This window comes from Rhodococcoides kyotonense, from assembly GCF_001645385.1.
GTDB classification, from domain to species: domain Bacteria; phylum Actinomycetota; class Actinomycetes; order Mycobacteriales; family Mycobacteriaceae; genus Rhodococcoides; species Rhodococcoides kyotonensis_B.
Genome location: NZ_LVHI01000037.1, coordinates 117,573 through 126,362, shown reverse-complemented (window position 1 = coordinate 126,362; position 8,790 = coordinate 117,573). Strand labels below are relative to the sequence as shown.

9 protein-coding genes are annotated in these 8,790 nt (G+C 59.9%); 2 read left to right on the top strand and 7 right to left on the bottom strand.

From position 1 onward, the window contains the following. The first annotated feature begins 179 nt into the window (after positions 1-179). Positions 180-827, top strand: a complete 648-nt coding sequence (locus A3K89_RS26495; protein WP_254303619.1) for a PGAP1-like alpha/beta domain-containing protein — start codon at positions 180-182, stop codon at positions 825-827. Between the two features lie 96 nt (positions 828-923). Next, positions 924-1,997: a hypothetical protein gene (locus A3K89_RS26490; RefSeq protein WP_068430383.1), complete on the top strand. Its 1,074-nt coding sequence runs from the start codon at positions 924-926 to the stop codon at positions 1,995-1,997. 6 nt (positions 1,998-2,003) lie between these two features. Here the strand turns inward: A3K89_RS26490 and A3K89_RS21385 are convergent, their stop codons facing one another. The 7 genes from A3K89_RS21385 to A3K89_RS21355 all read right to left on the bottom strand — a co-directional run bounded on the left by A3K89_RS21385 (position 2,004) and on the right by A3K89_RS21355 (position 8,603). Beyond that, positions 2,004-3,422 (bottom strand): protein kinase family protein, encoded by a 1,419-nt coding sequence (locus A3K89_RS21385; RefSeq protein WP_167674346.1) that lies wholly within the window; start codon positions 3,420-3,422, stop codon positions 2,004-2,006. A 14-nt stretch (positions 3,423-3,436) separates the two neighbouring features. After that, the gene (locus tag A3K89_RS25585) at positions 3,437-3,949 is read right to left on the bottom strand and encodes a protein DA1 (RefSeq protein WP_167674344.1); all 513 of its coding nucleotides are present in this window, start codon (positions 3,947-3,949) and stop codon (positions 3,437-3,439) included. Positions 3,950-4,178: 229 nt separating this feature from the next. After that, positions 4,179-4,814: a hypothetical protein gene (locus tag A3K89_RS21375; RefSeq protein ID WP_068430374.1), complete on the bottom strand. Its 636-nt coding sequence runs from the start codon at positions 4,812-4,814 to the stop codon at positions 4,179-4,181. Positions 4,815-4,826: 12 nt separating this feature from the next. Further along, positions 4,827-6,323 (bottom strand): DUF4407 domain-containing protein, encoded by a 1,497-nt coding sequence (locus tag A3K89_RS21370; RefSeq protein ID WP_068430369.1) that lies wholly within the window; start codon positions 6,321-6,323, stop codon positions 4,827-4,829. Continuing rightward, a complete protein-coding gene (locus tag A3K89_RS26065) occupies positions 6,320-6,961 on the bottom strand; it encodes a hypothetical protein (protein ID WP_167674342.1) in 642 nt (213 codons plus the stop codon). Before A3K89_RS26065 ends, A3K89_RS21370 begins: the two co-directional genes overlap by 4 nt. Further along, positions 6,958-7,761, bottom strand: a complete 804-nt coding sequence (locus A3K89_RS21360) for a protein phosphatase 2C domain-containing protein (RefSeq protein ID WP_157105405.1) — start codon at positions 7,759-7,761, stop codon at positions 6,958-6,960. Before A3K89_RS21360 ends, A3K89_RS26065 begins: the two co-directional genes overlap by 4 nt. Positions 7,762-7,868: 107 nt before the next feature. Next, positions 7,869-8,603: a vWA domain-containing protein gene (locus A3K89_RS21355; RefSeq protein ID WP_068430360.1), complete on the bottom strand. Its 735-nt coding sequence runs from the start codon at positions 8,601-8,603 to the stop codon at positions 7,869-7,871. Between the last annotated feature and the right edge of the window lie 187 nt (positions 8,604-8,790).

Sequence of the window (8,790 nt, the reverse complement as noted above, 5' to 3'; positions counted from 1 at the left end):
ACGAAGAGAAATCGGCGAGCGATTCCGGTGTCCAGGCGATTTCCCGCTCGTGTTCATTCGTTCGAATGAACACGAGTCTCCGACTGCCCATCCCATGGACAACCATGTCGGACAAATAGTGCACAGTGGTTTCAGAAACCGAGCGGTCTCGTGTCAGAGGTAGAAAAAGGGCGGCGTAGATGAGAGTTGTTTTCCTCCATGGCATCGGCGATGGCGATCCCAAGATGGCCTGGCTCGACGGGCTCAACCAGGGTCTGACGCAGGCCGGCCACTCCACTATCGATTCGGACCGGGTCATCGCACCTCGCTACCGGTCAATCCTCAACATCGAGGGTGTCTCCGCGAAGCTTCCGCCCGTCACATACAAGCCGAAGGACGAGTCGGCGGGTCGACGTGGATTCGAACGTCGCCAGGCGAAAGTTCAACGCAAGCTCGGTCAGGAGTCCGGTGTCCGGTCGTTCGGCTTCGATCGCATACCCGATGTTCCGTTGTCCGTTCTACAAGCCGCTGCGATCAATTCGGTTTCCTGGTACGACCTTCCGCAAGTCAAGCGCTACATGCAACACGAGGGCACGCGAGGAGCCATCCTGCAGCACATCCTCGACCACCTCCCTGCTACCGGCGACATTATCCTCATCGGTCACAGCCTGGGCAGTGTCGTCGCGATCGACTTGCTGGACAACCTTCACGAAGGCCTCCACGTCCGTCGTTTCGTCACCATTGGAAGTCCCGCGAGTTCGCGTCCACTGCACGAGAACAGCGAGCGACTCCTCAAGAAGTTTCCGTACGACCGAGTCGACGACTGGACGAACTTCTACGACACATAGGACGTTGTTACCGGCGGTCGCGGACTCGCGTCCACCTTCCCCGGCGCCCAGGATTTCTGCATCGACATCGGTGGTCAGCATGGAGCCGGGAGGCACTTGAGCCACCCGTCCGTCGCGGGAGTGATTGCCGACGTTCTCTACCCGACGAAGGCTGTCGCGATCCGCGAGTCGGGGATCGCCGTCCGGCTCGGCGACAAAGAAGCTTCAATCCTTCTGTCACTTCATTTCGGCTACGCAGTCCAAAGACACATCAAGGACAAGAACGCCGCTGCGCGCTACGCAGACGCCCTCAGCGCGCAGCAGGATGAAGTGGTCGCAGAGATCGAATCCGTAGCGCGTGCGTCGAATACTGTTGTGGCGCCGAAGATGTACGAGCTTGCGCGCGGAACCTTGCCCCGACTCCCCCATCGCTGGGAGTTACACGAGGCAGTCGCCGAACTCGTAGTGCTTGCCATGACAAACCTCGTCGAACCGTATGAGATCAACGTCGATCGAGCGCCGAAAGACGCGCTCGCGGACATGTCGGTCGAGTTGGGCTTTCAGCGGTCGACAGGAACAAAAATCGGCAATGCGATCGAGGACGTGCAAAGCCACATCAGTAAGAAGGGCGGCTTCCCGTGGGGACGGGTCCTCACTGCCGCAGCTGGCGTCGCAATTGTCGCCGCGGGGCCGGTCGGCCTCGCCGTCGCGGCTCCCGCGGGTGTAGCCGGGGCAGCAGCCTTGACAGGCGGGCTCGCCGCTCTCGGGCCGGGAGGAATGGTCGGCGGACTGGCCATGCTCGGTGGGCTTGCCGGCACCGGCGCCGCTGTAACCACTTCTGCAGCAACTGCAGGAAGTGGCCCAGCCCAACCGGTCAACGACTCCAACACCCTCGTACTACGTGTCGCGGTCGAGCATGCAAGAAAAGAGCTGGGCCTACCCCACGACGAAATGCTGTGGTATCAAATCACCGACCTCGAGACTCAGCTGTCTGCGCGCATCAACCGACTGTCGGTTTACAGTGACCCGAAGACTCCGGCTCTCGAAACGCTTCGTGCGGGCCAATACACCGTCAGCCGACTGCTGTCGTTCATGCTCGAGAAGGGATTGGGCCCGAAAGCCCTCGTTGCGGCGGACGCCGAGATCGATCGATTGGCTCTCGAACAGAAAAAGGCATTGCAGTCGTCGTAACTGCCACTACTCTCTGACACGTCGCCGTCGAAGACCTCGGACCCACTTTTCAACGGGTCCCGGTGTCCTCGGCGGACGGAAGGCGTCGTCGACCATCTGCGAGAGGCCCGACCAGTCGACAACGTCGTGTCCGAATGCCGGTGTTACAACGTCGCCCACGAGATCGAAGGGCAGAGGCGGAGCGGGCAGCGTGGTTGGCATCATCGTGTCCACCCAATCGAATCCCGTTCCGGCATCAGTCATTACGCGCATGTCGGCGTCACTGACACCGAGCGAACAGTGATGCACGGATTTGAATACCGGTACGTCAACGTATCTCACGTGAGGTACATCGAACACTCGTACTGTTGCCGTCGTTGCCGTGACAGTCCCGTTGTCGTTCTCTGCTGTCAACCGGTATTTCCCGCTGGCGTCGACGAGAACCTCCAGCGTATTCGAAGCGCTTCCACCGAGATCGCGGACTTCCCCCGAGGGCATCTCGAGCTTCAAACTGCGGTGTCCCTCGACTTCCCAAGCGAGTTGAATCGGCTCACCACGAAGTTGATAACGGGGCGTGGCCGTGAAGCTCGAAAGCTCTGGCGGGTTCATCAGCGCCGCGACACGGTCGTACAAATACCGATACCACTCCGCCGCGGAAGGGCGCTCAGTCGCCTTTCCATTGAGCGCTCGACCGAACAGTGTCATGCCCGCGTCGTCGACTTTGTTCTCGATCCCTGAGCTGTTCGAAATCTGAACCACGGACGCCAAAATCGAGAACACGACGTACGCAACCTTGAACATGTCGGTCGCGATAGTTTGTTCCTTCTGGCCTTCGCGACACTCCTTGGGCAACATCCCAGTCGAGTGGGGCTGGCGAAAGTTCGGCGACTGGTTTTCGATTCGCACCGAGTCGAGGTCGATGAGCTTGATTTCGGCTGGGCCGTCAGCGTGGAGAATGTTCCGGAGGCTCACGTCGCCGAACACGATGCCGCGTTTGTGCAGAAAATTGAACGCGTAGACGAGCTTGGCGGCGAACATAGTTCGGGTCGCGATGTCGTCTTCGGGTACAACCAGCGAAGCGCCGTTACGTGCCGCATGTTCCGGCTTCGCAAGCCAGTCGAGCGAACGTGGGCTGCTTCCGGTTCCTGACGTCTGAACGATCGACTGCTCGATGAAGCGGTCGGACAGAACCTCCATCAGATATCCGACAGTCGCCCCTTTGCTGGTGACGAGCTCGAGTGGCCACGCAGCAAATGAGTCGAGTTCGGCCTTCTCCGGTGCAGACAGCTTCTTCCGGAACGCCACGAGCATATCGAGATTCGCGAGCTCGTCCGCGGAGACTTTCTTGAACTGTTTGTAGGCGAACCGATTCGATCCCGACGACGTCTTGACCAGGTAGACCGTGCCGAAACCACCTTCACCCAAGGTGCTTTCGATCGTCAGCAATGCTTTTTCGACAGTCATCGAGGCTTGTTCCGACCTTTCGCGCCGAAGTGGTCGGCGATATTCGCTTGCACTGAAGGACTGCGGTGCACACCGAAGGCGGATGCAGCCCAGCGGTACCCTTTGCCATATGCGTCTCTTCGTTTGACCGTCTGGGCGACCCATCGCTCGGTCTGCGCATCGAAACCCGATGCCAGGAGCCAGATATGCGCAAACAGCTCGCATATACCCTCTGACTGCTCATGAGTTGGAGCAATCTCGAATCGAGAATTTGCGATCCAGACGTGGCCCAACTCATGAGCGAGGACAGCGCCGAACAAGAACTCGGGAACGTACTTGCTGATCTTGACACGGTGGTCCCACCGCGCCCCGTCGAACGAGCTATGGGTCATCCCCATGATGGTGTCCGACAACCCGTGTTCCGGCCGACTGAGCGGGACGAGATCCACTGCGAGCCCTTTGACGCCGAACCTCAAACCGGTCGACGACAGCGCTGTTCGAAAAGTCGACAATGCGGTGCCTGCACTCACATCAAGTCCGACAATCGAAGTGGAGCAGAGCCTGCACCAGCTCCGGCCATCCGGACTTGACTTGGACGACAGTTTGCCATGAGAGAACGTCAGGTCACCGCACGACGAACAACTGCTGCGAGATTCTCCTGCGCAACCGGAGCAGAAGGAGTCCTCCCAGACGTACTGGTAGGTACCCGATACAGCCTTACCGCACCTAGCGCATCGAATTTCTTTCTGCTGCAGGGTTTTACGCAACAACATAGGACATACCGTCGACAAGTGAACTTACTTCCGACGACGCAGCCCATTCCGCAGCGGTGTACTTGGACGCTTCGACAACGGTTGCAACGAAGTTTCCGACAACGGACTCGAGGACATGGGACGCCACTGTATCGGCAACCGTCCGTGAAGCTGACCAGGCACTGTGAGTGGGTGCCAGTTCTACGCTGCTATCCGCCCCTTCGATCCATACCAAACGCGGCTGTACATCGTTGACCGTCGAAGTTCGCTTCGCAAGATCTGCATCGACCAGCTCACCCGGCAGCACGACAACGGACAATCCGTCCTCCACGCGGCGCGTAAGGTCGGTCGCCGGTCGCCGGAAGCGTCCCGCGAGTACTTCTGCAGGCCTAAGTAGTTCGATTGTCGGGGTCTGAACGCTGTCGAACAGAACGTGTTGAGTGTGGTTGGAATCCACTGCGACGACCTCGACGCGAAGCAAACCGTCCAGCCTAGGGCTGGCAGCGAACCGATCGCCGAGGGACTGCAACAGCGAAGTGGAGCTGTGTGTGCGTGGCTCGGGAGGATTCTGATCGATCAAGTAAACGCGGAGAGGGATCTGGTCAGGCGTCTCGACATCGAAGTCGAAGAATTGAACGGTCATCACAGCCTCGCGTTACAGATCACTGGGCGGGTTGAGGTTGTTGACCCTTTTGGTCATGGTCGTTGCAGGTGCCGGCCCCGGATACCCGTAGTCGGCATGCTGCTGAAACCCACCATTCGAGCCATGCACCGGTGCGCGCCCAGGGTTGTAGCTGCGTTCCATCTCGTCGGCCCATTGATCGAGTCGGTCGTCCGACACGCGCTTCGCGTGGTCGGACCAACGGCTCAGGGCCTCCTCTACGACTGCTGCTTGATGCTCGGCGACCGATGCATTGATGCGCAGCATAAGCTCCTGCTGTTTATCGGTCCGGTCTTGCTCTGCGACCTGTTCCGAGCTGCGCCGCAACTTGGCCTTCTCATCCGCAAGAGTCACCGACTGGGTTGCCCGTTCGACCTCGGCCGCCTCGTGACTGTCTACCACGGTGTCGTATGCGGTCCGGCTGCCCAAATTCGACACGATCTTGAAGATGACGGGGAGCAATTCCATCGCCATGAACAACAGGGCCACTGCGTAGCGAGCCATCGCAGCAGTCGCGTCGTTGCCCGAAACATCGCTCAACGCTTTCAGTCTCGCGATGATGCCCGCGTTGGCTTGCTCGAGTTCACGGCTCGTATCTTGAGCGCTGTTCACTTGCTCGGTGAGCTGATCGACCTGTTCTTGCAGGCCCGGCACCACGGCTTCAGCGTCGGCAATCGCCCGTTCGCTGCTGTCGAGCGCGTTGACTTGTACCTTGGAGACGATCGCGGCCATCTCGTTCTCTTTGTCGCGCACCTGATTCAAAGTGTCCTGCCAGCGAGCCTCGGATTCGTCAGCAAGCCTTCGCTTCTCGATGCACAGCGCGGCGCACCCTCGAATCATGGTGCCTGCACTGCCCTCTTCTTCCGCAACCGCAGCTGCGCGAAGCTGGTCGTACTCGGCCTTCTGAGTAGCAGCTTTGGCTTCGAGATCGTCGATTGCTTGCTGAGCCAAGAGAACTTCGGGGTTCTGGCTGACGTCCGCCGTCGGACCGGCATTGATCAGCGCTCGCAGCCGGTTGAGCTCTTCGATGTCGGCGTTGAGGTCTTGCCGAATCGTCGAGTTGTTGATCGACTCACGCAGGTCCTCCTGCGCGGTGAGGATATTGCGGTTCATCTGCGCGGCTATCTCACTGTCGAACACTCGCAGCATCAACGGAGTGGAAATCACAACGCCGAGAATGACGGCCAAGACGATTCGAGGCGCGGCAAGGCTCAGGTTGCGCTTCCACCCGGTTTCCTTCGCCAACCCGATCACTAGAAGCCGGTCGAGGTTGAGAATCGCGATGCCCCACACCAGCCCACCGAGCACCGCGAAGATACCTGACGCGATTCCCGTGATGGACAGGGCGTATCCAGCGGAAATCGCAGCAAAGCCCGCGGTGGTCAACAGGACGGCACCCATCGCAGATTGCTTCGGCAGCGCCCCCGGCAATTTTTCGAGCACATCGATGCGAGCGCCCGCCAGTCGGGCGAGAAAGTACTTGAGCTTCATGGGTTTTCCTTCGAGAAACGCGAACCAAGAGGGGATGTGCGCTGGGGTCGTCTGCGGACGTGCCACGCGATCGCGACAGGAAACAGCGCATAGAGAAGAGTGATCGAGATCAGAGTGGTCAGGGCAATGGGCATCTGCCAGAGCCGCGCATACCCAATGCCGGTGTAGCAAAAGTGCGTCGGCTCGATTCCGACGAACCGCTGCACTACTTGGCATATCGAGTAGTCCGGAATGCCCGAAGATGGTCCGTATATCGCTGCTGGCAGCTCGCCGATTGGGTTGTCAACTCCTGATTCGACGGACGCTTGGGCGGGCGCAGCCATCGCGTCGAGGTCTCCACGTAAGAACGCTGCAGTGACGGGAACCGAGAGAAGAATGCCGGCCACCGCAATGGCGGAAATCGTCCAGCCAGCGATAACGCTTGACTCTTCTCGCGCCAATCCTACGAACACCGCTCGTGTCGAGCGCAGCACGGTCTTGAAACTGAAGACAAAGTACAAGGCAACGACGTAGCCGAGCGGCGTCCAGATCAGAGATGCGAGTGCGACACCGGCCAGGAGTGGCATGACCGCGATCACGGATATGCAACTTTGCAGAGGGTCGGTCACAACCTGCCAGCGCGGGTGAGCGAGCGTCATGTTGGCGACCACAGGGCGATGCACGTCCGATCGTCGGTCTGCGTCCGCCTTCCGTAACCTACGTGCGCCGCGAAGTTCAGTGCGCTCGGAGGCGACGCCCACACCTCACCGAGAGCTAGTGGGACTTGGCCGACGCCACCGACGAACGCATCACTTACACCGTCGCTGCAGACGATCAGGAGACCATTGGGATCCACATCGATGGGCTGAACTGCGATTCCTGCGGCGTCGATCAGTGGGATCGACGACGTCGCGTTCCCGGCAAACTCAGCTTCCTCCGCCGATGTGGGCTTGGCTATCTGCTCCCAGGCGTCGAAGGAAGGCCCTTCGACCGACGTGGCCTTCCACGCGGTCGAGTCGCCAACGCTGGCACTCACCCCATGCCAGGGACCCGAGGCGGCGAGGCCGTCGATGACGACTACGTGCGCTGTAGTGGCCATGATCCGTCGAGCGTCTGCCGCAGTCTCGACGTCACGCGAGACTGCGGCAGCGATGTCGACTACCTCGTCGGAAGCTCGGAAGAAGAGCTCGACCCAGTCGATGTCCGGGAGCAATCCTGACGTCAGAGCTAAGCCAGAGAGCCGATCTGCAACACATCGAGCAGCCTTGTGCGACAACTGCGCGCTGCCGACGCCATCACATACGGCCAGGACTATTCGATCGGCGGCCTCCGAGTACCGGACGGCGTATGCGTCCTGACGTGGGTCGGAGAATTGGCGGTGGACAATGCCGCGGATAGAGGCGGCGCGGATGCTCCAACCCAGGAAATCGAAACCGTCACATTCGGTGTTGCTCGGCATTGCTTCGCCGAACGGAGCCCCGTAATGCGTTCCGGAATAAGCCCGTCCGGGGTCTCCGATTGTGAACGGTTCGGGATCGGCGACGGGCCAAACCCCGCCTTCCAGATTCACATCTCGTCCAGATAGTGGGTCTCGACGACGTCCTCGGTTCCTCGCGTATCGATCTGCACGGCGGGCGCACCCTCGGTCGCCGACTGGGTGAAGCTGACGACCGACTGAATAACGACCTTGGCAATTTTCTCGATCGCGGCGCCTGGGGACGCGCCAGCCTTGACGGTGAAGTACTGGGCTGGCTTCTTTCCGTTCTCGCGGTTCTGGGGATACGTGATGGCTGCAAGCGTGGATTCATTCGCGTCGCCGAACCCGAACGGGTACAGAAGCGGATACTGCTTGATCGTCGTCAGCTCCGAGAAGGCTTGCTGCCAATCGCGGTCGAGCGGCTCACCGTCGGTAATGAAGAACGCAGTGGGACGGAAGACCTTGCGCTCACCTTCGAGCTTGAGGTCCGCGATGTCACGCTCGATGGCTGACTTCAGCTCGCGGAACGCAGCCGAGAACGAGGTACCGCCCCTGACCTGCAGAAGCGAATGCCCCTGATAGATCTCGGACGCCAGGCTGATGTCGCCCATGGGGATCTCGACCTGGGCCGAATCCGCGAATGAGATGACCGAGACGCGGGCTATGTCGGCCAGCAAAGGCATGTTGCCGATCGCGTCCTTCAACTCCGACAGGCAGCCATTGACCGCATCGATGACGTCGGACATGGAGTACGACACGTCGAAGACGAGGTAGAAGGGCAGCGTCTTCGCCGCTTCGACATCGAACTTGTTGAACTCGACCACAGGGGACTCATCTCTGATCTGCACAGATCGTTCTCGAGGTGACAGCGCACGCGTCGTTGCGAGCACGGGGCGCCTGCACCAGCAATCGTCGAAGTTCAAACCGATCGGTCCAGACAGGATTGAATCGACAACTACCGTCGAGGCGTTACAGCCAAGTTCTATCAGTATCGTCTGACAACTTTCCTGC